Here is a 25,203-nt window from a genome sequence, read left to right as displayed (position 1 = left end):
GCCAAAGGAGTTTTTAAAATGAATAGACCTTATATCTTCTGTCACATGGAGGTTTCCGTAGATGGTAAAATCATCGGAAAATTTATGGGGACCCCGGAAGGCAAAAAAAGCGGGAAGTTATTTTACAATCTGGCTTTTGGGGAAAATCCGCATTATCATCACCAAGGCTGGTTATCAGGTCGTACAACAACCGACGATAATTTTACCAAGTATAAGGAACCTGAATTGGATAAGGATGCAGCTCCTGTTCCTGCAGGCGATTTTGTTGTAGAAACGGAGTTAGATAAGTACTATGTGTCTGTAGATCCTTCCGGTAAACTTGGCTGGACAAGCAATGAACTAAAATATCAAGATACAATAGCACATGTTTTGGAAGTGTTAACCGAAAAGGCAAGCAACGAATACAAGGCGATGCTCCGTAAGTTAAATATACCTTATATCATCGCCGGCAAAGATTCCCTTGATTATAACGCCGTTGTGCAGAAATTAAAAGAAAAGTTTCATATTGATACCTTGATGTTGGGAGGCGGTGGCGTCCTTAACTGGTCCTTTATTCAAACCGGCCTTTGTGATGAAGTAAGTATTGTGATCAGTCCTTCCGCTGATGGCTCAGCTGACTCTCCGTCCCTCTTTGAAACAAAAGAAGGATTATCCGATGATACGCCTGTAAGTTTTTCATTAAAAGATGTGGAGGCGAAAGAGGACGGTTGCGTTTGGTTAAGCTATCTGGTTAATCACAAATAAACGAATGGAGAGATAATATGAATCAGAAAAATTACAATCCGATATTTCCAATAGGAGAAAAAAACGAAAAATTTGCGGAGAATTTTGTAGGACAGAGTTATTTAAAAATGCTGTCAACGACCCGTGTACCAATTGGTAATGTAACATTCGAACCAGCTTGCCGTAATAATTGGCATATTCATCATGAAGGCGGGCAGATTCTGCTTGTAACAGCTGGTGAAGGTTACTATCAAGCATGGGGAGAATCTGCACAAAAATTAAAAGCTGGGGATGTTGTGAATATTCCTCCAGAAGTGAAGCATTGGCATGGCGCCGCGAAAGACAGCTGGTTTACGCATATCGCTGTGGAAGTTCCGGCAGAAGGTGCTTGGAACGAATGGTTAGAAGCAGTGACGGACGAAGAATATAATAAACTTTCATAAGAGTAGTACCCGAGAAATAAATAAAGAGAAATGGGTTTAAAGCTAGGACGTAACGAAAGTTCTAGCTTTTTAAACGTCTATTCATGGAATAAGACGAAACAACAATCATCAAGGTAACAAAGAGGGCAGCGATGGTCATAGAATAGGAAAGCGGACAACACTTATAGGTGACAGTCCATGGGGTACGTTTTTTAGCAAATAAGGCAATTGCGTTTCTCCTTATCGCATCTTCGCGTTTCAGCTTCTTTTAATAGTGGAACTAATATAGAAAGTGGATTCCGAAAAAAGGAGTGAAACGTAATGAAAACAGTAAACATTGCCGGGAGAAAGGTATTTCCAATCGGCTTGGGAACCATGAATATGGGAGACAAAGCAGAAACATTTGACCAGGAAGTACAGGCCATTCGAACAGGAATTGATAACGGTGCGACATTAATTGATACTGCAGAAATGTACGGAAGTGGGAATGCGGAAAAGTTCGTTGCAAGTGCTATTAAACCCTACACCCGTGAAGATTTGTTTCTAATTTCTAAAGTACTCCCTTCCAATGCATCGAAAAAAGATTTGCCAAACAGCTTGGATAATAGTCTAAAAAGATTAGAAACGGACTATATCGACTTATATTTACTCCATTGGAAAGAAAATGTTCCTTTGGAAGAAACGGTAGAAGCTTTAGAGGAAGCAAGAAACCAAGGCAAAATCAAAGCATGGGGCGTTTCTAATTTAGATGTAGACGATTTAGAGCATGCTATCCAGTTGCCGGGCGGAGAAAATTGTAAGGCAAATCAGGTACGTTATAATATCGCCAACAGAGGTATCGAATTTGATTTAGTGCCAATGATGGCTAAGCATGACATGCCGGTAATTGCTTATTCTCCGATTGACCGCGGCGACAGCTTTGGAGCGAATTTAACGAAACAGCAGGTGTTAAAAGATATTGCAGAAAAACATGAGGCAGGTGTTTACCAAATCCTATTAGCCTGGTCGATTCGGAATGGACGAACGATTGCTATCCCGCAATCCAGTAACCCGGATCATGTTCTGAATAATTTGAAGGCTGCAGATATTTCACTAACAGAGCAGGACTTGGAGCAAATAGACAAAGTGTATCCTGAGCCAACCACCAAGCAACCTCTTGCTCTGTGGTAACATTGCATTTGAAAATATCATTATACTAATAGAAATAGCGGTTAGGAAGGAAGAAATCCTGACTGCTTTTTTATTTGAATGATAGGGATAGAGTAGTGTATTGCTAGGTCTCTTTTCACTAATAATGCATTATCTATCAATCTTTTGGTATACTGAATATTTTTTCCTGCATTTGGCTACTATAATAAAAGATATCTAAATCTTTGGAATGCATTTCTTTTCAATATGAATACGAATATAGTAACATAAAAGATAGTAAGATTCAGGCAGATAAGGAGATAAGGAGGGTGATGATGGAACAGGAGAAGATAGCGGAAAATACACATATTCAAGATGTATTAACTAATATGAACAGCGTTATTTTTGGTAAAGAGGAAATCGTTAAGCTGAGTTTAGTAGCACTATTAACAGAAGGGCATGTTCTATTGGAAGATGTTCCTGGAGTGGGAAAAACCATGTTGGTCCGTACACTGGCCAAGTCGGTGAATTGCGATTTTAGCAGAATTCAATTTACACCGGACCTGCTGCCGTCGGATGTGACAGGTGTGTCGATTTATAATCCTAAGGAATTAGCATTTGAGTTTCGGGAAGGGCCTGTGTTTGGAAATATTTTGTTAGCCGACGAAATTAACCGGACGTCTCCAAAAACTCAATCTTCGTTGCTGGAAGCGATGGAAGAAAAAAGTGTTACGGTAGACGGAGAAACACGCCAACTGAAAAGTCCTTTCTTTGTGATGGCAACTCAGAACCCGATTGAATATGAAGGAACGTATCCATTACCTGAAGCACAGTTGGATCGTTTTCTATTAAAATTGCGTATGGGTTATCCAACATATGCAGACGAATTAGAAATGCTTTCGAGAAATAAAAATCACCATCCGATTGAAGAAATTCAAGCGGTTATGTCGCAAGAAGAGCTGCTTTTAGAGCAGGAAGAGGCGAAGAATGTTTATATAGATGAAACCATCCAGCAATATATTTTAAATATCGTCACCCGTACGAGATCGCACAGCTCCATTTATTTAGGTGTGAGTCCAAGAGGATCGCTTGCCTTAATGGAAGCTTCGAAAGCTTATGCATATATTGAAGGAAGAGATTATGTTATTCCGGATGATGTGAAATATCTGGCACCATTTGTATTAGCTCACCGGGTTCTGTTAAAAGCAGAAGCACGTTATCAGGGCAGGACAAGAGAAGAAGTCATTGATACGATTATTGAGTCTGCGCATATCCCAATTAAGAAAGGCTTTGCAGAATGAAAAAACATATCCGCATTATCTTACGCAGTATTGGCGTTTTGGTTTTGATGCTTATTTTATTTTGCTATGCCATGTTCCAGGGTGGATTTGTCAGCTGGTTTTTATTTTATGGTTATTTGCCTATTGGTATCTACCAGCTTCTCTTTGCGTTATACCCGTTACGTACATGGCAGGTCTCTAGGGAAATAGAACATCCAGTTTATCAAGCCGGAGATGATATGGTTGTGAAAGTACATATCAAACGGAGGCTCCCTTTTCCTTTATTATACTGTACATTTGAAGAACAATTCCCCGCTTCTTTGATGAAGGAAGATACGAAAAAAACCAAATACCTCTCTTCACAAACTTCTGGACAAATGGCGGTTTCCCGCAAGCTGATTCGTATGTTATTTCCACTTTTCCGCAGACATTTCACATTCAGCTATTCGGTGCAATCACTGCCGCGTGGAGAGCATACGCTGGACAAAGTAACGATTCAAACAGGCGAAATTTTTGGTTTTATCAAAAAAAGCAGAGATTTTCAGATTGAGAGCACATGTATTGTCTATCCTTATGAGCATCAGGTTCGTTTTATCAGCGAGACAGCAAGTTTTGAACAGGGTGGCGTTCTATCCAATCAATTACAGCAAATGAATACAACCATTGCTTCAGGAAACAGAGAGTATGCGCCGGGAGATCGTTTTGCATGGATTGACTGGAAACAGTCAGCGAGAAAACAAACGATGATGACAAAGGAATTTGACCGAGAGAAAAGCGTAGATATTTTGCTGGTTCATGATAATTTGCAGAAGGAGAAGGAACATCCGCTTCTTTATGAAGCTTCAATTGAAATGAGTTTGTCTCTTTTGAAAGAACTGACTAAGAAAAAAAATGCGACGAGCTTTCTTTCCATAGGTGACAGAGCGCATGTATTTGAAGCAGGGCATCATGAACAGCAGTTGGAGGTTATCAAGCGTTATCTTCTTACGGCGAGACCGGAAGAGCAGGGTTCCTTTTCACTGCGGTTTCGGGAAGAAATAGCGCAATTGAATCAAGCAGATATCATCTTTCTTTTGCTAACTTCTATAGATGCCGAGCTAGTCCAGGCGATTCAAGAAGCAAAACAGCGCATGAAGCATTTTGCAATTATTTATATCCATCCGGAAAAATACTTATCTGAAGAAGAAAAGCATCTGCTGGAGCCGCTCTATTTTTCAGATATCGCTGTACAGGAATTAAGTCTGGAGCATCTTGGAGCGGATCCTGTTGAGGTGATTTTCAAATGACATATAGTCGGAAACAATTAAACACACTCCATACGCTTCTGTTATATATCGCGGGATTCTGCTTGTTTTTAGAATGGCTCTATCCGCTCGGAGATATTTCAGAAACGAACATCGGCGTATTTATTTTATTTGCGCTGTACTGTTTTTTTATTTCTTATTTTCAGCTGCATTGGCTAATCAGCTTTCCAATCAAAGGAATCGGCTTACTTCTGATTGTGCATATGCTTTATTATGATACAAGCTTTTTCGATATGAACTGGATCGTAGAAACCATGCAGGAAGTGGTGTACAATGTCGAGCTGATTATTTCCGGTGATTGGTATCTGCTTACTACCTTTTTCAGAAGTTTATTATTTCTGCTTCTGATTTGGCTAATGAGTTATTTACTGTATTACTGGTTTGTACGCATGAAAAATATCATTCTATTTATTCTGTTGACTTTTTTCTATATTGGCATTCTGGATACATTTACAGTATATGAAGGTGCTTCGGCCATCGTACGTATTTTTATTATTTCTTTTATTGCTCTTGGGATGTCCAGTTTGAGTAAAGAGATTGAAAATAAACATATTCCTGTTTCTATAAGGGACCGGTTAACATATTGGCTTATGCCGCTTGTTTTGATTGTTGCTGTGGTTGCTTTTATAGGTTACCAGGCACCGAAAGCGGAACCGCAATGGCCGGATCCTTTACCTTTTTTACAAGGATCTGTAGGTAATTTTGGCGGCGACGGCAACAGAGTCGGGCAAGTCGGATATGGAGAAGACGACTCGCAATTAGGCGGTTCATTTGTACAGGACGATACGATCATGTTTGAAGCAGTCGTTGAAGAAGATCATTATTGGAGGATAGAAACGAAAGACGTCTATACAGGACAGGGCTGGGAGTCATCGGTCGATAGAAACCTGATGGATCAGTCCAATGGACAGATTGCATTATCTACTTTTGAGGATAGTGTGGAGACAGAGACAAGGGAAGCACAAGTGAATTTTACGGGAAACCAACGATTGCCTAAATTGGTTTATCCTTACGGTGTTTCTTCTATGACAGCGGAGGAACCGGTAGATTTCCTTTTTGATGAAAGCTTGGAAGGGATTGAAACGACATTAAATGGAGACGACTATGTTCCGGCTGCTTATGAAATAAACTATGAAAGTCCATCTTTTGATATCGATACCCTGCAGAATAGTTCCGAACAGGATGCAGCAGAAATACAAGAGCGTTATACACAGCTTCCTGCCGATTTACCAGAAAGAGTCGAAGATTTAGCAGCTGAAATAACAGAAGGGCATGATACAAGATACGACCAAGCGCGGGCGATCGAACGTTATTTCAGTGCAAATGATTTTGAATATCAGACGACAGATGTTCCTGTTCCTGGAGAAGAGGAAGATTATGTAGATCAATTTTTATTTGAGACGCAAGCGGGATATTGCGATAATTTTTCTTCTGCGATGATTGTGCTGCTTCGCTCTGAAGACATTCCTGCCAGGTGGGCAAAAGGGTTCACTAGCGGGGAGCGGGTAGATACAAACGCAGACACAGACAGCCATGTGAATCAGGTAGCCAACAGCAATGCCCATTCCTGGGTAGAAGTTTATTTTCCGGATGTAGGATGGGTGCCATTTGAGCCGACACAAGGTTTCTCCAACATGGCAGATTTCCATGCTGATGCGGATGAGAACGATACCCCTATGGACGAGGAAGAAGACCCGCTGGAAGCACCTGCCCCTGAACAGGATGAAGATACAGCAGAGGGAGAAGAACCAGAGGGAGCGGAAGAGCAGGAAGAGGATGCAGCTGCTTCTGATGAAGCGTCAGGGATTTCAACGATGACAGGGGTTATTCTGATTGGAATCGCCGCAGTAATTTTGTTGGCTCTGCTTATCCTTTACAAAAAGCGACGAGAAATTCGTATTTATTTCTTACAAAGGAGGCTGGAGCATCGCTTTGATGAAGATTCGTTTCAAGAAGCCTATCTCTATTTATTAAAACTGGCAAATAAAAAAGGCTTCAAGCGTGGTAATGATGAAACATTGCGCGAGTTTGCCGGGCGGATAGACAAGCAGCTGCAAACGATGGAAATGAGCAAATTAACCAGCGTTTACGAGCGGATGATTTACAGCAAACGGCTAACAGATGAAAAAGAGGAAATAATGCAATTATGGAAAAATTTAATCAATCTAATAATGGCTTGACCCGGGGCATATCAATTAGTAGAATAAAAAAAGAATACAGTGGAGGACAACAGATATTCTTCACAGGTATAAAGATAAGTAATTCGTTTAAAATATGCCTTTCGTATATCCTCGATAATAAGGTTCGAAAGTTTCTACCGGATCACCGTAAATGATTCGACTATGAAGGCAGAAGAAGGTTTGTTTATCATACCCGGGTTCTGCCTTTCTATGTTTTTTGATGTGATTTGCAGAAAACAGAAAGGCTGGAGTCCGGGTTTTATTAGATGCAGAAGCAGCCTGAACCTGTTTCGTTATAGAAATTTTTGGAAAAAGGGAAGAGCATACATCGTTAAAAAGCTACAGATTGGAGTCTAGTTATGGAGAACAATGAATTAGTACTGGTTTTAGATTTTGGCAGTCAATATAACCAATTAATTACACGCCGTATTCGTGAATTTGGCGTATATAGTGAGCTTCATTCACATAAATTGACCGCAGCAGAAATCAAAGAAATGAATCCAAAAGGAATCATTCTTTCCGGCGGACCGCATAGTGTTTACGGGGAAGATAGTTTCCGCTGTGATGAGGAAATTTTTGAACTCGGCATTCCAGTTCTCGGAATTTGCTACGGCATGCAGTTAATGTCCCTCCATTTCGATGGAAAAGTAGAAGCATCTAAAAACCGTGAATATGGAAAAGCATTAATTGAATTAAATGAAAGCCCGGCTTTATTTAAAGATACACCGACAAAACAGACGGTATGGATGAGCCATGGCGATAAAGTAACCGCAGCACCGCCTTCTTTCGTGGTAGATGCAACAAGCCCTTCCACACCAATTGCTGCTATCAGCGATAAAGAGAAGCAAATGTATGGCGTGCAATTCCACCCGGAAGTACGTCACTCTGAGTATGGAAATGATGTATTACACAGCTTTGTATTTGATGTATGTCATTGTGCTGGCGACTGGACAATTGCCAACTTTATTGAAATGGAAACGGAAAAAATCCAAGAAGCAGTCGGTGATCGCAACGTTCTTTGTGCACTAAGCGGAGGTGTTGATTCCTCTGTTGTAGCGGCGTTAATCCATAAAGCCATCGGCAACCAGCTGACTTGTATCTTTGTTGACCATGGTCTTCTTCGCAAAAATGAAGCGGATGACGTGATGGATGTCTTTGCAGAAGACTTTCAAATGAATATTATCAAAGTCGATGCTAAGGATCGTTTCTTAACGAAATTAGCAGGTGTTTCCGATCCGGAACAAAAACGTAAAATCATCGGAAATGAATTCATCTATGTATTTGACGATGAAGCAGCTAAATTAAAAGATATAGACTTCCTGGCACAAGGAACACTTTACACAGATGTGATTGAAAGTGGTACAGATACAGCACAAACCATTAAATCACATCATAATGTAGGCGGCCTGCCAGAAGATATGCAATTTGAATTAATCGAGCCATTAAATACTTTATTCAAAGATGAAGTACGTGAATTAGGTTCACAGTTAGGAATTCCTGACCGTATTGTTTGGCGTCAGCCATTCCCAGGACCAGGACTTGCTATCCGTATCTTAGGAGAAGTAACCGAAGAGCATCTAGAAATCGTTCGTGAATCTGATGCTATCCTTCGTGAAGAAATTGCTGAAGCCGGTCTTGACCGCGATATCTGGCAATACTTTACTGTTCTTCCAAACATTAAGAGTGTTGGTGTTATGGGGGATGCTCGTACGTATGCACATACGATTGGGATTCGTGCGGTAACTTCGATTGATGGAATGACTTCGGATTGGGCACGGATTCCTTGGGATGTGCTTGAGACGATTTCTACTCGTTTGGTGAATGATGTGGATAATATTAATCGAGTGGTTTATGATGTTACCTCTAAGCCGCCGGCTACCATAGAGTGGGAATAGTTGTAGGTGAGCCGAAACTCCTTTGATGACAAGGATTTCGGCTCTTTCCTTTATGTTCATTGACACGAATCTATTTGCAATTTAGGTATATAATACAAGCGCATCATCATGTATATGCTATTTTGCTTGGGGAGAATATGTTACATATTGTGGTTTGGACAATCATTATTGATACTCAAACAAGTACATTTATAGATACTTTCCATTCGGAGAAGTTCTATCTTAATTATGAAAACTACCCAAAATCATAAAATCCACAACAACCCCACTCATCGGATTTTCCGAACCCAATACACTTATGCCTAGAAGTGTTACACCACTAATATTTGTAACATTGGCCGAAACATATTTTCCAGTAATGTTCTTCTCACGCATTTGTACTCTTGGTCTTGCATTTATCGCAGAATTTGTTGAATAAACGCTTGACACCGCATAATCAATCGTATCTAATAATGGATTTCCATTTGCTAACCCATTGTCTGTGAAATAAAGTGTAGCTATCCCATTTGCATTTGACGTAGCCTGTCCATAGACCATTCGTTTTGCTTTTTGTGGATTTTGCTCTCCTGCCTTAAATAGTTGAATAGCTGTCGGACCCAATGTAAAGAATTCCATACTCATAACTATCTCCCCCTTGTTATTCTTTAAAAGAAATGAAAAGTATGACAGTATCATGTTATTCTAACTTCCAAAAAAGTACGGTCATTTAAACAGAGTCTTTCTTAGATGAGGTGTTTATGGTGAAAATAGATACATTTCTTTGTGCCCTGCCAGTATCTGGTGGGCACAAAGGCAATGCTTTTATCCTAGGTGTCAAATGTCCCTGAGGATGTTGCTGCGAAATTAACCACTTGTAAGATAACGGTTTGGTTTGCTGGAATGGACCCTCCACCAGCAGGAACAGCAATGTCTAAGGAACCAGTCCCTGCAGCACCTGGTGTATATGTTGATAAGCCTTGCATTTGCTCAACACCGTTAATTTCCACAGTGAAATAACTATTATCTTCTGCAAGTTCTGGAAGTGTCGTTACCGCTTCACCATCATCCCCTAGGAAACTTGCAGCATCAATAGATAATGTACTTCCTGCTGCTGTATCTGCTGTTGTAATGTAAAAGAATTTTGCGGACTCAGGATTCACATCTGTGTCAATTGTACCGCTAATAGCGATTTTCATTAACTGAAGTGCCATATTCATTTTCACCTCCAATTTTCTATCAACCACATTGTATTCTATGAAGAGGGGGTGGAAATGCTTGGTTGGACTAACTAGTTCATATTGGAAGTGAACAAAATGTCCCGTTAAAAAAGGCATACTTATTAAATATAAAGGTAATATTATCCTTTAACCGTGACAAACAGAAGCGTAATTGGGGCATCCTTTGGAGGTAGGTCACTGGATTCTAAGTGAAGAATACCTTCCTCGACACTGTAAATGGATGGAGGCTGCAACACGCCATTGACAAATAAATGTAGCGTGGAAACATTGTCCGGGTCAAGTATATCGCTACTTCCATATTGCTTTAATGCATCCTCGTTCGTATAAACCTTTTTCCCTTCTTCGGCAAGGGTAAGGTATTGGACAGTATCCACTCCTATAGGGGGTGGCGTGTGTTCAGGGGACATATTGACTGTAATGGATGGATTAAATATAGGATGAAATGTATTTGTATTGGATGTGTTATTTTCATTTCCCTCATGAATCTTTTTGCGCTCTTTTTTGCAATGATGGCACTGGCAATTTGGATAGGGATCTCTGCCACGTCGCTTTTTACTATGATAATAGCTTTCATTCAACGGTATTTCACCCCCTCCTACATGAAATTTTAATGCGCTTTTCTATAGCTTATTTAAAAAGGAGGTGATTTGACTGTGCAACTGGCTGTATTTGGCAAGTAAAAAAAGGTATGTCACTTGCCATTCCGAATTATTGCTGTATGAATGATTCCTTATAACGGAAACTTCCACCGTTAAAATGGAGAAGAATTAAAGGAAACTGATAAAGAGATAGCAATAGGGTGAGGAAGCCGAATCATTTATGAAATTGACGACATTGAAGTGTATGGCGGTTTCTATGATGGAGAATATATATTACTGGGGACGGTTGTCATTCCAGAAACACAGTCATATATTAGTGATGAACCAATTAGAAAATATGAATACATGGGCTATCGGAATATGCTACTTGATGATAATCATATCATAGGGTATCAACCGATTGGATTGAGTGATGAAATGGGGTTATAACGTTGTATGAAACGTGAATTATTGGTATGATAGTATTGAGGTGATACCCGTGATTCAATCAAAATTAATTCAGCTGTTTAAAGATCATAACGGAATTTTAACGACAAAAATGGCAAATAAATATGGTATTCATGATTCAACATTTAGAAAAGCAGTTAAACGTGAAGATATTCAAAAGTATTGTCAAGGTGTTTATTTCTTGGATGATTCTTATTTTGATGATTTGTATATGCTTCAATTAAAATATCCTAAAGGTGTTTTTTCTCATGAAACCGCAGTAATGCTGCACTGGTTAAGTACACAATATCCGTTTGTATATCATGTATCTTTCCCGAGAGGGTATCATCTAATCAATTCGAATGAACAAAACATTCAGCCATATTATATTTCAAAGAAAGAAATGGATAGCGAATATATTGATGTGGTGGATAGTTGGGATTCTAATCCATTAAGAGTAACTAATTTAGAAAAAACAATTATTGATATGTTGAGGTATAAAAAAACAACTCCTGGTATTATTGAAGAAATGTTAGATGATTATTTAAGCAGAGAAGACAAAAATCTTGATCGTTTAGAAGCATATGGAAAACAATTTAATATGAACAATTTAATTAACGAAAGGATTTTGGCTGTAAGCGAGCACATTATCTCAGCATCCGAGTTCTAAATTTATTCGGCATAAAATCTGAAATAATATGCTCCTTTTTTCAAGCTATTTCGGAATTTGCTAGTCAACGCAGAAATTCGACGTGTCATTTTTACTGGACTTTTTGAACATCCTCTAAAACGGACGTATTAATTGAACAAGGAGTTCGTTTTCAAATATATATAGAATGGTATCTTTTTTAAGTGACATGTGTTATACTACAAATAACTTAATTGTTCGTGTTAGCAATACAGGATTTATGTCATAACTTCACAATGTATATCATCGTCTTGAATTATTATCAGAACAACCAAAGTAATAAACGTGTGCATTGCGCACAATGGAGGAATTTCATATGAACACAGGTTCAGTAAAATGGTTTAACGCAGACAAAGGATTTGGATTTATCGAAGTTGAAGGTGGGGACGATGTATTCGTACACTTCTCAGCAATTCAAGGCGAAGGATTCAAAACATTAGAAGAAGGTCAAACAGTTACTTTCGACATCGAAGAAGGTAATCGTGGACCACAAGCAGCTAACGTTGTTAAATAATAATTTATCATTGGTAAAAATCCTTTCTATTGCAGAAAGGATTTTTATTTTGCTTCGTTTAATATTTTTAAAGAACCTTTTTATTTTACTCAGACAAAATCTCAACAGTAAATCCGCCAGGTGCTTTCACATAAAAGGTATATCCATGAGCTTCAATGGGAGGTTCTACTTCATAACCATCCTCTTTTAACTGTGAATTTATTTGATCCACCTTCTCCCTGCTTTCTTGCGGGAACCCAATATGAAAGGTCTTTGGATATTGAACATCGTTTCCCTTCATTAGCGTAAGTACAAATTGACTATCATCAAACATAGCTGCAAATCCTTTACCACGACTGTTTACACATTTCATATGAAAGTATTTCTCCAAGAACTTCTGTGAAGCTTCCACATCGTTGACTGTTAGATTTAAATGACTTAATTGCATACAATCACCTCTCTACATAATAAAATCTTAGTTTTTGTTAAATATATTATCTCCAAGCAGCTTCATCATCATTATACATACAACCATATTATAAGTTAAAGATAAGGTGAAATACAATATGGTAGAAAAACATGTATTCTCTCAAAATTGAGGGTCAACACCAAAATATAATAAAAAGCTGTTGATTATTCCATGAATTGACAGAAACAAAAACGAAAAGTAGCCCGGATTCATGAAAAGATTGCGAATAAAAGAAAAGACATGTTAGATAAAATCTCCACCGTTAAGGAGACAAGCTAAAACCGCCGCGTAAGGTTGAGAAGTGGGGGTAGTTCAAATCACAATAACAAGCATATTGCCTATTCCACGCTTCCGGCTGCTTTCCCGATAGAAGATGGTATTCTTGAGGTGAAGAGTGGAGGAAGCGGAATCAATCGTATTAAATATTTAACGGATAAATAAGAGGTTTACGGATGACACTTTATATGCGCTGCCCAAGAATAAGTACTTTTATTGCAGGAATAGCTGTTGCTATCTTATTAATGTTACTTGTTCTAAGCTTACCGCAACTTATGGAGTCTATTGCTAAAATTCCATCGGTCTCTGAAAATATAGGCAAATTCGAATCTCCAATCACTCTCTCCATTTGGACAAATTTTGCGATTGGTATTGCAGCAGCATTAGCTGCAATAGAACAGGCTCTCATGCTCCGCAGCCATTGGTTGATTGATATGGAAACAAGCGGTTGGGGGATAGCGACTAATTCGTTCGCTTAGGAGCCATGGACTTCAAACAGTTTGAAAAAATAGAGTGGGAAAGGGTTGATTGAGATATGTCTACATTTAAATCACTGCTTTATTCTTTATTACTTATGGTGGTGCTTATCGGTTGTTCGAGTATCAATCATAACCTAATAACAAACGTGATGAAATTTTACAAAATGACAGTGAACAAACATATTTCGGTATGGTCGGATCTATGCACGTTGTGATTGAACCAAGCATTCCAAACGAACTGGAGGAAAAAGGATACGATGTTAAACGGATCTATTAATACTATGAGAAAAGACTTGATATACTAATGAGACGGTATTTAATTTTTCTAGGAAACTCCCAAACTTGGTTCACGAAATGGACGTTAGAGAAACTAGCTAAACAAAAAATGGATTCCTTTACGTTTGGGAATCCATTTTTTTATAATTTCTTAACATTACTATTTAGATACGCACAGAAGGGATAATTTTTAATTGGATTTTTAAAATGTATAAAAACGTGTGAAAATCAATGAATTCCTCTTGCGCCTCTCGCCACGTATGGTGATACGATAAATCCATCAATCTAGAGAGGGGGGTAACCAGTTATGAAAAAAGAAACATTCTCAATCAGTGAATTTGCCAATTCGGTAGGTGTTTCTGTAAGGACACTTTATTATTATGATGAAATAAATATATTGAAGCCGAGGAGAGATGAAAAGACGGGTCATCGTGTTTATCACGGAGAACCGCCCGTAAAACTCCCGCCTCCAAATAAAGAGTAAGAATAAATTTATTTAGGCGGGAGATAACGGGCGCTAACTCCCTGAATCACTCAACTAATCATTAAGTGGGAGAAGGGCGAAAACTCCCACTTAATGAAGTTTCGTTTTATGAAAAAGAAGATATGCTTCAGCTGCATAAAATTATGACGATGAAGTTCTTAGGGATGAGCTTAGATAATATTAAGGATTATATGGAACTGGATATTTTCAATCTAAACTTTATCGATACGTTAAGGCTGCAAGAATCAAAACTGATAAAAGATAAGGAACAGATTGATATGGCGTTGGATGTCATTCATCGGACGATATATCTCTTAGAAAATGAAAAAGAAGTGGATCATGATATACTTGTCAGTTTACTGGCAAGTATGCAAAACGAGAAAAAACAGCTGGAGTTGGCGAAAGGGATTATTAAAGATGACGTCATAAAAAAGTTGTTTCCTCAGAGAGCTAAGGAGAAGATGCTCTTTGAAAAGGAATTGCTGATATTTTGTAAACGGGTTAAAGCGAACTTTGGGAGACCGGCAGATAATTCAGAGGTCAAACAAATGTTGAATGACTTTTATAGAGGATGTTCAAAAAGTCCAATAAAAATGACACGACGAATTTCTGCGTTGACGAATTTTTTCCAATACTCACGTATTATAAAGCATACGCTCCGTTTGTAAAAAATTCGTCGCCTTGAACTTCTTGGTCCTATTTATCGTACTTTTGAACACGCACTTATAGCCTTATTCTTGAGGAGGCGGATATGGATTTTTCAAAAGAGTTAACGGATATTTTTTCCGTAGATATTAACGTCAAAGAAAATGAAGAACAGGTAGAAGCCTATATTCAAGAAATCGAACGTTTCGTTCCTACACCATTCACAGCAGAGGAAAAAAAGTGGCTTGAGCAAATAACAATAGATTATATGAGTCTATTATGTAATCAGAAAGAGAAGAGGGAGAATTAAATGAAATTATTGAAGCAATCTTCAAGGAGTTTTGCACAATGACGAGTCAACATACCAATGGGAAGTATGAATATTTAGCAGAAAATCCAAATTTCAAATCAATGCCTATTATTATCTCACTAATTATTGGTGCGTTTTTTGCAGTTTTGAATGAAACCTTATTAAACATTGCATTAACCACATTAATGAGTGAATTTCAAATTACACTACCCACGGTTCAGTGGATGGCAACCGGTTTTATGCTGGTGATGGGAATTATCATTCCGGCGTCAGCTATGCTCATGCAATGGTTTTCAACACGTCAATTATTTATCGGAACAATGATCATTTTTACAATCGGAACAACAATCTGTGCCATTGCGCCGAATTTTTCTATTTTGTTGGTTGGTCGTTTCATTCAAGCGGCTGGAACAGGTCTGTTACTCCCGATTATATCTAATGTGTTTTTATTAATATTTCCTCCTGAACGTCGTGGAAAGGTGATGGGATTTATGGGGCTCGTTCTTATGTTTGCTCCTGCTATCGGACCGACACTTTCAGGAATTATTGTTGAACACTTAGGCTGGCGATATTTATTTATCGCTGTCATTCCTTTTGCGTTACTTTCTATTTTTCTTGCATATAAATACGTCGTTAATGTATTTGAAGTGACGAAGCCGAAAATAGATGTCATCTCCCTTGTTTACTCAACAATTGGATTTGGGGGAACGGTATATGGGTTTAGTTCTGCAGGAGATTTAGAAAATGGATTTCTAGATCCAGCTGCATATATTCCTATTGTGATTGGGCTGATCGCACTGTTACTATTCACTTTGAGGCAGTTTAAACTGGATGAACCAATCATGAACCTAAGAGCATTTGCTTTCCCAATGTTTACTCATGGGATTATCTTAGTTTTGTTTGTTCTTATGGCCATGTTTGCATCTGAAATTATATTACCGCTATATATGCAGGGACCTTTAGCATTATCTCCATCAACAGCCGGTCTGGTTTTATTACCAGGAAGCATACTTAGCGGACTAATGTCTCCGGTAATGGGGGCTTTGTTTGATAAATTTGGACCTAAGGTAATGATGATTCCCGCTACGCTGATATTAAGTGGAACTATGTTTATGATGAGCAGCAGATTAAGTATGGATACTCCTTTATGGTTTGTGATGATAGGTTTTATATTACTGATGGTTTCCGTATCTGCTATTATGATGCCGGCCCAAACGAATGCATTAAACCAATTACCTAAACAGCTGTATCCTCATGGGACAGCTATCGTGACCACATTACAGCCTGTTGCAGGAGCAATTGGAGTATCTATATTTGTAAGTATTATGAATACAAGGCAAGAAAGTATATTAAGCCAGTCGGCAACACCGGCAGATCCAGCTTCTATTAACGAAGCCATGATTGGCGGTATGGAACTGGTATACTTTATCGCGTTTATCATGGCGGTCATTGCGTTTATCATGTCTTTATTTGTATACCGGGCTAAAACTAGAGAAATGAAAGAATAGGCGACATATACAAGAAAGGAAAGCTGTTATTTAAGAAGATCAAGCGTTTACTTTCGACATCGAAGAAGGTAATCGTGGACCACAAGCAACTAACGTTGTTAAATAATAATTTATAATTGATAAAAAGCCATTCTGTCATAGACAGGCTTTTATTTTTTGCAGATCGTGTGATAATAAAAGGCTATAAATTTTTCTTGCAAGGGTTTATAGCCTTTTATTATATTTTTAAAAAGTGAAGTAACATGGACAGAAGTACTACATATTGAAATTGATAAATCTCCTAAACGGAATCCAAAATTATACGCTTTAATTTCAGCTTGTGATAAACACAAATGAGTTTGTCTGTACTTCGAAATTAGGAGAATAAAGAAAACAGCCCCGACAGCCTGCTGACAGAGTATCCTATTTAGCAGCTAATACGTCAAAATGCAACGTACCCTGCTCGACGCCGTTCACAATAAGTGTAACCGAATGAGGGCCTGTATAATGCTTTCTTGTACTTAGATTTGCAAAAGAATGTTTTTTTGTGTAAGTCTTCTTCTCGTTTTTCTTTAAAGAAAGCTCGGATATTTGGAATATTTTACGGTTTCGCTTTCCATTTGCTTTCACATAATCAATGCCATATTCCAGCCGTACCTTGGTTGCTTTTTTTGCTTCAATCTTAAAGGAAAAGGTCAAATTCTCCCCAATCGAAATCGACGCAGCACTTAGCGCAAAGGCATCAACATTCAAGTAATCGGCATCTGCAAACCCAAAGATGGCCAATACATCCCTGTTGCCCTTTTTAAGAAGTGTCCTGCACCCGTGCTTTACAATCCAATCCGTATGCTCGTTTTGACCGTACCAATCCTTGGCAATTTCTGCGACCAGGTCAGGATGCGTTTTGGAAATATCGTTTAAGTTATTGGCCACGCTTTTACGGACATACAGTGATGGATCAGCTTTAAGCTGTTCTAAAATATCAAGAACCGGCGATGGGTCATTTTTAAAGCTGGCTAATGCTTGTCCCCATGGTAGTTGCGGGCGGCAACCCTCACTGGCAAGCCGCCGGACATGCTTATTGTCATGCCTGGCCCACGTAGCCATCTGGAACATCATACGCTCTTCCTGGTTGATGATAAATGGTCTCACGGCGAACTCAGAAGAGGAGAGCGGGGTATATCTTTCTAACGCAGCAATTGACAAATCCCAATGGTGCTCATCCTGCCCATAGACTTCAACAAAATCTGGGAAAAACATGAAAGAAAAGTCGTTAAATCCTGCAGGATAACCCGCAATGACCTTATCAAGGATACCAAGCGCCTGTTCATAATCGGCAGGCAAATACTTTCCTAAATTTATTACAATTTGCCGCATACGTGCTTTCAATCCTAACTCATTCCATCTTTCGTCCATAATATCGTTGACAAAATCATCAACCTGAAACGAATGATATACAGTTCTAATTCTTAAAGCCAGCTCGTAAACCGACTCGTAATTATACTTGTTTTTTAGTAATTCTGCCATATGCTTCTCCTTCTCAAATGGTGTGTAGTCTAGGGGAGCCCACAATAGATAGGACAAAAAAGGAATAACTGCCCTTATAGTAAGACAGATTACTCCTTTTCACATGTTATTATGTGGCTATTATAGCATTCGAATTCTACCCCACTTTCCGTACTTGATTATTATACAGAGCTGGGGGCATATTATGAACTTTTTCATCATCATGATGAAAATTATGATGAAGTAATCATCTATCCATCATCGTATTCAGATGTCGAACAAGCATTTCCTCTATATGTTAAACATGGTTTCTTTAAAAGAAAATCCCGGAGAAATGTTGCTCAAACGTTTAAACTTTTGGGTTATATAAATCAGATGATAAATCCAAATGTAATTGTGAAATTTGCGAGACCAGGCATTTCATATGTTTCATCTCTCATAAGAGGCAGGTTATTCATTGCTTGTTTAATAGCGACTGCACTAATGTCTATTTCATTGAATGAAAGTCTGGCATTTTTTACAGAATTCAGTGGATTTTTTATCATGCTTGGATTTTTTATCATGCTTGGATTGTTGTTTTACGCCATATATTTAATAAAAGAATGGATTGCTTATATACTGCAGAACATTTATTCCTTGAAACTCGCAAAATCTTTTGGCGTCACCCAAAACGAATATAAAACTATCTTCAGTTATCTTTGGTTATCATTTTTATTGTTTTTAATCACACAGCTTATAAAATGGGGAATTATTGTTATTCTTATGTTCTTTATTTTGATGCTGTATAATTAGTGTTTTGTTCATAACCTTAAAAATACAAAAAAAGGGGATAAACATACAAGTTTGATATGTGTAATCTGTGCTTAAAGCACACATAAATTACCCCGCCATCTTCATAAGTAGATGGCGGGACAACCGTTATCAAACATTTTTGATTTTTCCATTTACCTTCCATTTGTTAGAGGTTTCGAAAAGAACAAAGCTTACTTAGCAGATAAACCAAGCGCTCTAGCTATCCCATCCGCATGCCCTTGTGCTATTTCTTCTATAAAGGCATCACTTTTCAGCTTGTCCGCATCATTTGCGTTATCGATAAATCCATTTTCCGTTAAGATAGCTGGTGAACTCGATTCGCGTAAGACATGTAAATTGGCTTCTTTTTTTCCGCGATCTGTGAATCCAGTTTGTTCAACTGTTTCATTATGGACCGTGTTTCTTATGGCGTTGGTTCTTTCTTTGTTATCATAGCTTCCATTCCATGTATAAGACTCATAACCTGTAGCGCTTCCTGCATTGATATGTATAGAAACAAAATAGTTAGCTCCCCAATTATTTGCTTCATTCGTTCTTGCATCTAATGACTTGGTAATATCAGATGTTCGAGAAAGCTTAATGGTATGACCAGTGTACTGTTCATTGAGAATGTCTCTGGTTTTCAAAGCAATATCCAACGCTACATCCTTTTCCTGTAACCCGTTCGCTGTCGCTCCTGGGTCAGAGCCGCCATGTCCTGGATCGATATAAATGTGCGTGTTTGCTGCTTCTGCTGCCTGATGGGGAATAGTCATACCTATGAAGGCGATTCCCAAAATGAGAGAAACAAACAGAAGCTTTTTTATGTTTCGTTTTCTTTGTTTTGAAAAGATAATGCTATTCCTCCTTCTATATAATTATTTAACTATTTTAGTTTCTTTCAAAAAATTTGTCGATAGGTCGTTATATTGATAGACTGATAAAATATATTTCTATATGTTTAAAAATTTGTAAAACGATAGAATAGGTCATTATTTCACACAACAGAACGATGTACCTTTTTAAAAATCTTATTAAGAGCCACCTAATCATTTTGACAGAGATTATTTTTAATGAAAACAAAGTTCTTTACTTGAGAAGTTGCCATGAAACAATCATAGCAACTTCTCTTTTTCATTCATGTATGAGCTTCCAAGTCAGACCGTTTATTCCCTTTATAAATGAAATAAACGGCAATCATCATAAATAGCAGTGCGACAAGCCGCTTCCAATCTAATGGGATGACTAAGCTATCAAACCAGCCAAAATGATCAATTATCACACTTATCCCTAACTGTCCGCTGATGATGGCAACATTGGCCGCTATAACCCCAATTCTTGGAACAGCTATGACAGAGAGAAGTAAGAATCCTGTACCTAAAAATGCAGCGCTTAACTGCCATACTGGTGCCGAAAGTATCCCAAGAACATCACCTTGACCAAAAAATATAATAATAATAGTCAGAAATACTAACCCTGTTAGCATAGTTAAGAATGTTGTTTCAATGGTTCCAGCTTTCCGGCTCAGTGTTCCTTGAACGGATGATTGTGCACTTAATGTGATACCACCTAATAAAGTAAATAGAATCATTAATATCTCCATTATGAGACCTCCTAGTTAATTAATATCAATGCAAATATCATAGAAATAACTGCAAAGACTTTTTCTTTATTTATTCTGGTTTGTTTAATCCCAAACCAGCCAAAATGTTCAATAACCATACTCATTATCAGTTGGCCGATAATGACGGTAACCATCGTGATACCAACACCAACAAAAGGAACGCTGATAACGATAGCTGTTAAATAAACGACACCTAAGATTCCTCCAAGAAGTGACCACGTTGGTGCTTTCTTTGCATAGGAGAGTTTTCCTTTTCCAAAAAATAACCATAATAATCCCATAATGAGTGTCCCCATAAAGAAGTTATAAAAACTGGTTTCCAGTTCTCCTATTGATTCTCCAAGTTGTCCGTATATAGCACTTTCAAAGCTGAGTGCAGTCCCTGCTAATACTGCTAAAATATATGCGAAGTAGCGCATGAAATAATAACCTCCTAAATCCTTATATATAAATATCTAAAATAATCGATATAAAAGCGTAAAAAAACAGAAACCTACTATCAGCTTAGATTTCTGTTTTAAAATATTCCGCTAAACGAGATAATGTTTCTTCGTTTCGCCGATAATAAGTCCATTGACCATAACGAACAGATTCTAAGAGACCAGCATTTTGCATCATGTTTAGGTAATGGGAAACCGTAGATTGAGAAACATTCGCTTTTTCCTGAATATCTCCTACACATACGCCTCCTTTAATGCTTACTCCTTTTGGCAGATGAGCACCTTGTTTAGGGAAATGCTTCTCCGGTTCCTTCAACCACTTCAAAATGTTGAGTCGAGTTTCATTTGATAACGCCTTAAATACATCAATTAATTCCATAATAGCCATTATATATCGAACTTTCACGATATGTCAAATTAGAAATTTGGGATTAATCCTTATAAATCACTTATGGTATAACTAAGTCTGAATTTATTACGGAAAATCATTCATTATCATTCGTCTAAATAAATTTATTTTATGCCTATTAAAAAATGATATGAATTACCCTATTGTATTTATGATAATATAATGGTATTATTTAAATCGTAATCATTACTATTTACATAAAGAGGGGAGAATATGGATGAGTAAAAAACTGCTCAGAATTGCAATGATGGCATTTTTAGCGTTGATACTTGCAGCATGTCAGGATACTGCAGATGAGGATGCTGACTCGGATGAAGAAACAGCAGAAGATACCGAGGCAACCGAAGAAGAGGAACATGACCATGATCATGAGTCTGAAGAAAATGCAGAAGCAGGCGTTGCCGAATTAGAAGGATTTATAGACCATTATCACACTGGCGATACAGTGGAACTGACAGCAATCGCAAATGAAGATGACAGTGATGGTCATTGGCACTGGTATATCAGAGGCGGAGATGAAGGCGAATGGGAAGAAGCTGACGGCGGTGATGGAGAAACATTCGCAGGGGAAGCAACAGAACTGGACCAGCAGCAGTTAAAAGCAACGTTTTACGATGACAACCATGAAGTCATTAGTGAAACCGATCCTGTAACGGTGGTAATTGATGACCACGATAGCGATGTCTATGAGGGATATTTCGACGATGAAGATGTGGAGGATAGAGACATTTCAGACTGGGCTGGAGAGTGGAAGTCCGTATATCCTTATTTTGAAGAAGGTGCTCTTGATGAAGTATATGAGCATAGAGCCGAAGAAGATGGCGAAATGACATTTGAAGAATACAAGGAGTATTATGAAGCAGGTTATGAAACGAGTGTAGATAACATCGAAATTACTGAAGGTGGTGAATTTACATTTCATGATGGGGACGAAACATACTCTGGAACCTATGTAAATGATGGCTATGAAATTCTTGAGTATGAAGCGGGTAATCGTGGTGTCCGTTTCATGTTTGAATTGGAAGAAGGGGATGAGGAAGCACCTCAGAACATCCAGTTCAGTGATCATAACATCGCACCACATAATTCCTCGCATTTCCATATTTATTGGGGAGATGATAAAGAAGAGCTTCTGGAAGAAGTGGACCATTGGCCAACCTATTATCCTGTAGAGTGGAGCGAAGAACAAATTGTAGATGATTTGTATATGCACTAATCGTCCAACGAGACATTGAAAGGATTTCTATATAGAAAGGCTATAACTCTTACAAAATCTGTATGTAAGAGTTATAGCCTTTTATCGTATTCTCATTCAAATGCTGTACTACTTATAGGAGTAAGAATTTGATTAACCATTGGTTTTATTCTTCCATGATTCAACATATTCTGTACATCTATCAATAATGAAAAAGGGGTTGCTTTATAAATTAAATGTATAGGTTAAAAAAATAAATTTGTTTGCGCATGCATATATATTTTGTTATAGTACGAATATGTAAAACAAAATAAGATAAAAGAAGGAGAGTATAATAAAACAGTAAACATGGTGATTTGGCATTTGTGGAATTTATGGCTCTTTCCAGTCTTCATGACATGTGAAGGAGGTATAAAATATTAAAATACTTGCTGAATGAAGCTTTCATCCTGATTATTCAGGTAAAATATATGTTATGCATGTAACATAACAGGAGGGAATTGCAGTAATGAATGAGAAGTTTGCACCATTATTTGAAAAGGTAACTTTGCCTAATAAAGTTGAATTAAGAAACAGATTTGTCTTGGCACCGCTCACGCATGTATCTTCTCACGAGGACGGTACCATTTCTGATGTAGAGATAGAATATATAGAAAAACGCTCCAAAGATGTCGGATTGGCTATTTCTGCAGCTAGTTATGTGACTGAGTTAGGGAAAGCTTTTCCTGGTCAGCCTTCCGTTGCGCATGATTCCAATTTGGATGGCTTGAAACGATTAGCTAAAGCGATGAAGAAAAATGGGGCAAAAGCGGTTGTGCAAATACACCATGGAGGGGCACAGTCTATGCCATATTTAACACCGAATGGCGATGTAGTTGCTCCAAGCCCTATAACTTTGCAAGGTGATGTAAAACATAGTCCGTCCTATGAAAAAGAGGAACATCATGCCAGAGAAATAACGCAAGAAGAAATTGAACACACCATTAAAGCATTTGGCGAGGCAACACGCAGAGTGATCGAAGCAGGGTTTGATGGTGTAGAAATACACGGGGCCAACCATTATCTTATCGAACAATTTGTTTCCCCATATTATAATCGTCGTGATGATGAATGGGGCGAAAACAGATTTAAATTTCCAATGAAAGTGGTAGATGAGGTTGTCCACACGGTTCAAACGCATGCAGATGACAACTTCATCGTTGGATATAGATTTTCACCAGAAGAAGCAGAAACACCAGGTATAACGATGGAAATCACAGAAGAATTGGTGAAGCTTTTAATGGATAAACCGTTGGATTATTTACATGTTTCCTTAATGAACGTACACGCTAAAACCCGTGAAGGGAAGTATCAAGGTGAAGAAAGAATTAAATTATTGCACAAATGGATAGACGGTCGTATGCCACTCGTTGGTATTGGTTCCATATTCACTGCAGAAGAGGCGTTAGAAGCTATAGAATCAAAAAATATTGACCAGATAGCATTAGGCAGAGAAATTTTATTAGATCATCAATTCGTTCATAAAATTCAAAATGGCGAAGAAGAAGAAATCATGTCGGAATTCGATTCGAACAGAGAAGATCATCATGATTTGCCGCCTGGTTTATGGGAGCAATTTAATAAAGGCCTCTATGAACTGCCAAGAACGGATGGGAAGTAATGCAGTAACGGTAAAGTGAAAAACCTTCGAAGTATATAAAAAGGCGAGGGCGCATTTGCCGTTTATTGCAATGAAATGAAAGGAAAATGTCATCCTAAAATCTATTACAATCATCAAAGCATTTAGGCTTAGTGATTGTAATAGATTTTTTTAGGTACAGAAGTAGTGTAAGGGATATATGGTTTTGCTTTGATCTCTGATATTTCTTTTTAAGTTCATATGCTGTCATCGTGGTATGTGCAAAATTCAATAGTTTGAAGTGATAGCTAAAAAGGCGATAGCTTTCATTTCAACAGCGATAGGCTGGAACCGGATGGAATGCGGGTCATAAGTTTTTGCGATTTAAAAGAGCAATCTTTTTCTGTAATTTAGAAAAATCATTAAAAATCAAAAATAGATACTGTTTTATAATCGAAAAACATAAAATAATGGGGCGAAATTTCTTTTATGCATTCATTTTTAACGTGGAAAATTCCATTTTACGATTTTGCTTTCCCTGCACAAAGTCAGTATGATGAAAACAAATTTATAATTACTTGGAGATGTGGTAAACTAATGCTAAACGCAATCAAAGAAAATACAAACGATTATCGCGTAAACCAGCCTGATTATGACGGGCTCTGGAAGAATTTGATTGAAGAGTTGTTTCAAGAATTCATGGCCTTTTTTGAAAGATAAGAAAGTATATAAATTTAAATCTACCACAGTGTGAAACACTGTGGTAGATTTAATGTATGGAGACGAACATTCTAAAACGCATCTTATTTGATGAACAGGGACATTGGGAGAGCTTTAA

The 25,203-nt window shown here is 38.0% G+C and carries 26 protein-coding genes, 1 pseudogene and 1 riboswitch; of the genes and pseudogenes, 18 read left to right on the top strand and 9 right to left on the bottom strand.

Translation table 11 applies throughout. The annotated features are described in order from the left end of the window. The first annotated feature begins 18 nt into the window (after positions 1 to 18). The 7 genes from ACFQ19_RS12495 to guaA all read left to right on the top strand — a co-directional run bounded on the left by ACFQ19_RS12495 (position 19) and on the right by guaA (position 8,932). Positions 19 to 744, top strand: a complete 726-nt coding sequence (locus tag ACFQ19_RS12495; RefSeq protein WP_379592555.1) for a dihydrofolate reductase family protein — start codon at positions 19 to 21, stop codon at positions 742 to 744. 17 nt (positions 745 to 761) lie between these two features. After that, entirely contained in the window at positions 762 to 1,166 is a 405-nt protein-coding gene (locus ACFQ19_RS12490) for a cupin domain-containing protein (protein ID WP_379592553.1), read from the top strand. Between the two features lie 300 nt (positions 1,167 to 1,466). Then, positions 1,467 to 2,315 carry an aldo/keto reductase gene (locus ACFQ19_RS12485; RefSeq protein ID WP_379592551.1) on the top strand — a complete coding sequence of 283 codons (849 nt, stop codon included), beginning with the start codon at positions 1,467 to 1,469 and terminating at the stop codon, positions 2,313 to 2,315. A gap of 290 nt (positions 2,316 to 2,605) precedes the next feature. After that, positions 2,606 to 3,574, top strand: coding sequence for an AAA family ATPase (locus ACFQ19_RS12480; RefSeq protein ID WP_379592693.1), 969 nt, complete (start codon positions 2,606 to 2,608; stop codon positions 3,572 to 3,574). Then, positions 3,571 to 4,839 carry a DUF58 domain-containing protein gene (locus ACFQ19_RS12475; RefSeq protein ID WP_379592549.1) on the top strand — a complete coding sequence of 423 codons (1,269 nt, stop codon included), beginning with the start codon at positions 3,571 to 3,573 and terminating at the stop codon, positions 4,837 to 4,839. Before ACFQ19_RS12480 ends, ACFQ19_RS12475 begins: the two co-directional genes overlap by 4 nt. Then, entirely contained in the window at positions 4,836 to 7,037 is a 2,202-nt protein-coding gene (locus tag ACFQ19_RS12470) for a transglutaminase domain-containing protein (protein WP_379592547.1), read from the top strand. Before ACFQ19_RS12475 ends, ACFQ19_RS12470 begins: the two co-directional genes overlap by 4 nt. Positions 7,038 to 7,118: 81 nt before the next feature. After that, positions 7,119 to 7,220, top strand: a riboswitch (purine riboswitch). Between the two features lie 176 nt (positions 7,221 to 7,396). Further along, positions 7,397 to 8,932: a glutamine-hydrolyzing GMP synthase gene (guaA, locus tag ACFQ19_RS12465; RefSeq protein ID WP_379592545.1), complete on the top strand. Its 1,536-nt coding sequence runs from the start codon at positions 7,397 to 7,399 to the stop codon at positions 8,930 to 8,932. A gap of 222 nt (positions 8,933 to 9,154) precedes the next feature. Here the strand turns inward: guaA and ACFQ19_RS12460 are convergent, their stop codons facing one another. The 3 genes from ACFQ19_RS12460 to ACFQ19_RS12450 form a co-directional block, all read right to left on the bottom strand. Next, complete coding sequence (locus ACFQ19_RS12460) at positions 9,155 to 9,553, bottom strand: hypothetical protein (protein WP_379592543.1); 399 nt, start codon at positions 9,551 to 9,553, stop codon at positions 9,155 to 9,157. Positions 9,554 to 9,738: 185 nt separating this feature from the next. Next, a complete protein-coding gene (locus tag ACFQ19_RS12455) occupies positions 9,739 to 10,122 on the bottom strand; it encodes a DUF4183 domain-containing protein (protein ID WP_379592691.1) in 384 nt (127 codons plus the stop codon). A gap of 146 nt (positions 10,123 to 10,268) precedes the next feature. Then, positions 10,269 to 10,727, bottom strand: coding sequence for a DUF4183 domain-containing protein (locus ACFQ19_RS12450; RefSeq protein ID WP_379592541.1), 459 nt, complete (start codon positions 10,725 to 10,727; stop codon positions 10,269 to 10,271). 261 nt (positions 10,728 to 10,988) lie between these two features. On the opposite strand from ACFQ19_RS12450, the gene ACFQ19_RS12445 reads away from it, so the two are divergent. The 3 genes from ACFQ19_RS12445 to ACFQ19_RS12435 all read left to right on the top strand — a co-directional run bounded on the left by ACFQ19_RS12445 (position 10,989) and on the right by ACFQ19_RS12435 (position 12,376). Continuing rightward, entirely contained in the window at positions 10,989 to 11,177 is a 189-nt protein-coding gene (locus ACFQ19_RS12445; protein WP_379592539.1) for a hypothetical protein, read from the top strand. 49 nt (positions 11,178 to 11,226) lie between these two features. Next, positions 11,227 to 11,844, top strand: a complete 618-nt coding sequence (locus tag ACFQ19_RS12440) for a type IV toxin-antitoxin system AbiEi family antitoxin domain-containing protein (protein ID WP_379592537.1) — start codon at positions 11,227 to 11,229, stop codon at positions 11,842 to 11,844. 334 nt (positions 11,845 to 12,178) lie between these two features. Next, positions 12,179 to 12,376 carry a cold-shock protein gene (locus tag ACFQ19_RS12435; protein ID WP_379592535.1) on the top strand — a complete coding sequence of 66 codons (198 nt, stop codon included), beginning with the start codon at positions 12,179 to 12,181 and terminating at the stop codon, positions 12,374 to 12,376. Positions 12,377 to 12,461: 85 nt separating this feature from the next. Here ACFQ19_RS12435 and ACFQ19_RS12430 read toward each other — a convergent pair whose 3' ends face one another. Further along, positions 12,462 to 12,803 (bottom strand): VOC family protein, encoded by a 342-nt coding sequence (locus ACFQ19_RS12430; RefSeq protein WP_379592533.1) that lies wholly within the window; start codon positions 12,801 to 12,803, stop codon positions 12,462 to 12,464. Between the two features lie 473 nt (positions 12,804 to 13,276). Here ACFQ19_RS12430 and ACFQ19_RS12425 point away from each other — a divergent pair, with 473 nt between their 5' ends. The 5 genes from ACFQ19_RS12425 (at position 13,277) to ACFQ19_RS12405 (ending at position 16,802) form a co-directional block, all read left to right on the top strand. Beyond that, entirely contained in the window at positions 13,277 to 13,579 is a 303-nt protein-coding gene (locus ACFQ19_RS12425) for a hypothetical protein (protein WP_379592532.1), read from the top strand. Between the two features lie 583 nt (positions 13,580 to 14,162). After that, the gene (locus ACFQ19_RS12420; RefSeq protein ID WP_379592530.1) at positions 14,163 to 14,339 is read left to right on the top strand and encodes a MerR family DNA-binding transcriptional regulator; all 177 of its coding nucleotides are present in this window, start codon (positions 14,163 to 14,165) and stop codon (positions 14,337 to 14,339) included. A 164-nt stretch (positions 14,340 to 14,503) separates the two neighbouring features. Next, positions 14,504 to 15,007, top strand: a complete 504-nt coding sequence (locus ACFQ19_RS12415) for a hypothetical protein (RefSeq protein WP_379592528.1) — start codon at positions 14,504 to 14,506, stop codon at positions 15,005 to 15,007. An 83-nt stretch (positions 15,008 to 15,090) separates the two neighbouring features. Beyond that, complete coding sequence (locus ACFQ19_RS12410) at positions 15,091 to 15,294, top strand: hypothetical protein (protein WP_379592526.1); 204 nt, start codon at positions 15,091 to 15,093, stop codon at positions 15,292 to 15,294. Between the two features lie 38 nt (positions 15,295 to 15,332). Continuing rightward, positions 15,333 to 16,802 carry an MDR family MFS transporter gene (locus ACFQ19_RS12405; RefSeq protein ID WP_379592524.1) on the top strand — a complete coding sequence of 490 codons (1,470 nt, stop codon included), beginning with the start codon at positions 15,333 to 15,335 and terminating at the stop codon, positions 16,800 to 16,802. A 402-nt stretch (positions 16,803 to 17,204) separates the two neighbouring features. On the opposite strand, the gene ACFQ19_RS12400 is transcribed toward ACFQ19_RS12405, so the two are convergent. The 5 genes and pseudogenes from ACFQ19_RS12400 to ACFQ19_RS12380 form a co-directional block, all read right to left on the bottom strand. Then, positions 17,205 to 18,308, bottom strand: a complete 1,104-nt coding sequence (locus tag ACFQ19_RS12400) for a DNA alkylation repair protein (RefSeq protein ID WP_379592522.1) — start codon at positions 18,306 to 18,308, stop codon at positions 17,205 to 17,207. 965 nt (positions 18,309 to 19,273) lie between these two features. Continuing rightward, positions 19,274 to 19,855: pseudogene (locus ACFQ19_RS12395) on the bottom strand (N-acetylmuramoyl-L-alanine amidase family protein); the annotation flags it as partial. 362 nt (positions 19,856 to 20,217) lie between these two features. Then, positions 20,218 to 20,682, bottom strand: a complete 465-nt coding sequence (locus ACFQ19_RS12390) for a DMT family transporter (protein WP_379592520.1) — start codon at positions 20,680 to 20,682, stop codon at positions 20,218 to 20,220. A gap of 11 nt (positions 20,683 to 20,693) precedes the next feature. Beyond that, complete coding sequence (locus ACFQ19_RS12385; protein ID WP_379592518.1) at positions 20,694 to 21,122, bottom strand: DMT family transporter; 429 nt, start codon at positions 21,120 to 21,122, stop codon at positions 20,694 to 20,696. 85 nt (positions 21,123 to 21,207) lie between these two features. Continuing rightward, a complete protein-coding gene (locus ACFQ19_RS12380; protein ID WP_379592689.1) occupies positions 21,208 to 21,522 on the bottom strand; it encodes an ArsR/SmtB family transcription factor in 315 nt (104 codons plus the stop codon). Positions 21,523 to 21,769: 247 nt separating this feature from the next. Between ACFQ19_RS12380 and ACFQ19_RS12375 the strand changes: the two genes are divergently transcribed. From ACFQ19_RS12375 to ACFQ19_RS12365, 3 genes are all read left to right on the top strand, one after another. Continuing rightward, on the top strand, positions 21,770 to 22,768 hold the full coding sequence (locus tag ACFQ19_RS12375; RefSeq protein ID WP_379592516.1) for a ZinT/AdcA family metal-binding protein: 999 nt from the start codon (positions 21,770 to 21,772) through the stop codon (positions 22,766 to 22,768). A 487-nt stretch (positions 22,769 to 23,255) separates the two neighbouring features. Next, positions 23,256 to 24,407, top strand: coding sequence for an NADH-dependent flavin oxidoreductase (locus ACFQ19_RS12370; protein WP_379592514.1), 1,152 nt, complete (start codon positions 23,256 to 23,258; stop codon positions 24,405 to 24,407). 555 nt (positions 24,408 to 24,962) lie between these two features. Further along, the gene (locus tag ACFQ19_RS12365; protein ID WP_379592512.1) at positions 24,963 to 25,085 is read left to right on the top strand and encodes a hypothetical protein; all 123 of its coding nucleotides are present in this window, start codon (positions 24,963 to 24,965) and stop codon (positions 25,083 to 25,085) included. The last annotated feature ends 118 nt before the right edge of the window (positions 25,086 to 25,203 follow it).

This window comes from Oceanobacillus locisalsi (assembly GCF_042675985.1).
GTDB lineage: Bacteria > Bacillota > Bacilli > Bacillales > Amphibacillaceae > Oceanobacillus > Oceanobacillus locisalsi.
Note: the sequence above shows the minus strand (reverse complement) of the source record. Positions and strands in the feature narration are given on the sequence as shown.